A 1,451-nucleotide genomic window follows, 5' to 3' on the forward strand; every position below is an offset into this window, starting at 1 on the left:
CACTGGCAGAAAGAAACCGGGCCGGCACGCGACCCAGCGATCGCCGTTTGCTGACAGGCCACCGCCAGGGACAATACCGTGCACATGCGGATGATGCGTGAGCGCGGAGCCCCAGGTATGCAGCACGAGCGTGGCGCCAATGTTGGCGCCCAGGTGCTTGGGATCTGCGGCGATGGTACGCAGCGTCTCGGCGGCGATGTCGAACAGCAGCCCGTAGATAACGCGCTTGTTGTACCAGGCGATCGCACTGATCGGTGCAGGAAGCGTGAAGACGACGTGGTAGTACTCGACGGGCAGCAGGTCAGCCTCGCGCGCTTCGAGCCAGCGGTGTGCGGCGCTGGCCTGACACTTCGGGCAATGCCTGTTTCGGCAGGAGTTATAGGCGATCTCGGTTCGTGTGCAGCTGGAACAGCGCAGCACATGCCCGCCCAGCGCCGCACTGCGGCACTGTTCGATGGCCGACATCACCTTCAGCTGCCCGAGGCTCAGTGCTACCGTGCGTCGCCACGTGGCCCCGCAGGCGCGGAAGATGTCCGCGACCTCCAGCATCGGATCGGACCGCGCCGGTTACTCGGTACGCAGGCGCTCCAGCGGGCTGACGACTTCATGCAGCAGGTCGGTGGCGACCTGGGCATAAAGCGCTGTCGTTTCGAGTTTCTTGTGGCCAAGCAGCACCTGGATTACCCGGATGTCGACCTTCTGTTCGAGCAGGTGCGTGGCGAAACTGTGGCGCAGCGTATGCATCGATACGCGCTTGTCGATCTGTGCGGATTCAGCCGCCGCGCGAATCGCACGATTGAGTTGCCGTGGAGTCAGCGGATCAACAGGATCAAGTCCTGGAAATAGCCAGCCGCCATCGGGCATCTTGCCCTGGGCGCGGGCCACGCGCCACCAGACCCGCAGGCGCTCGAGCAGCACCGGCGAAAGCATGGCATAGCGATCCTTGCGACCCTTGCCCTGTTCGACCCGAAGCGTCATGCGTTGGCTATCGATGTCGCCCACCTTGAGTGCGACCACTTCGCTGGCACGCAGGCCCGTGCCGTAGGCGAGTGACAACGCCGTCTGATGCTTCAGATTCCCTGTTGCTGCAATCAGTCGCCGGACCTCGTCGGGGCTGAGGACAACCGGCAGTACGCGCGGCACGCGCACCGGCTGCATCCGGGCCATTAATTCCGGCTCCCGAAGCGTGATCTCGAAGAAGAACTTCAGCCCGGTGATCGCGGCATTGAGGGAGACGGGCGACGTTCCGCGATCGACCAGATACAGCTGGTAGTTTCGCAGGTCTTCGACAGTCGCCGTGTCGGGTGAGCGTTTAAGATATCGGGCGAATTCACGCACAATGCGCAGGTAGCCTGCCTGAGTCTTGGGGGAAAGCTGGCGCATGCGCATGTCGTCCGTCATACGCTGACGCAAAGGGCTGACGCCCGGTTGATTGGAGGTCATGATGCGGC

2 protein-coding genes are annotated in these 1,451 nt (G+C 63.2%); both read right to left on the bottom strand.

Annotation, left to right across the window (positions count from 1 at the left end; all coding sequences use genetic code 11):
* A partial coding sequence (locus P3T43_RS35635; protein WP_429285665.1) for an IS91 family transposase occupies positions 1-549 on the bottom strand: 549 nt, incomplete at its 3' end.
* A gap of 18 nt (positions 550-567) precedes the next feature.
* Positions 568-1,443, bottom strand: coding sequence for a tyrosine-type recombinase/integrase (locus tag P3T43_RS35640; RefSeq protein ID WP_429285666.1), 876 nt, complete (start codon positions 1,441-1,443; stop codon positions 568-570).
* Between the last annotated feature and the right edge of the window lie 8 nt (positions 1,444-1,451).

This window comes from Paraburkholderia sp. GAS41, assembly GCF_050436545.1.
Classification (GTDB): Bacteria; Pseudomonadota; Gammaproteobacteria; order Burkholderiales; family Burkholderiaceae; genus Paraburkholderia.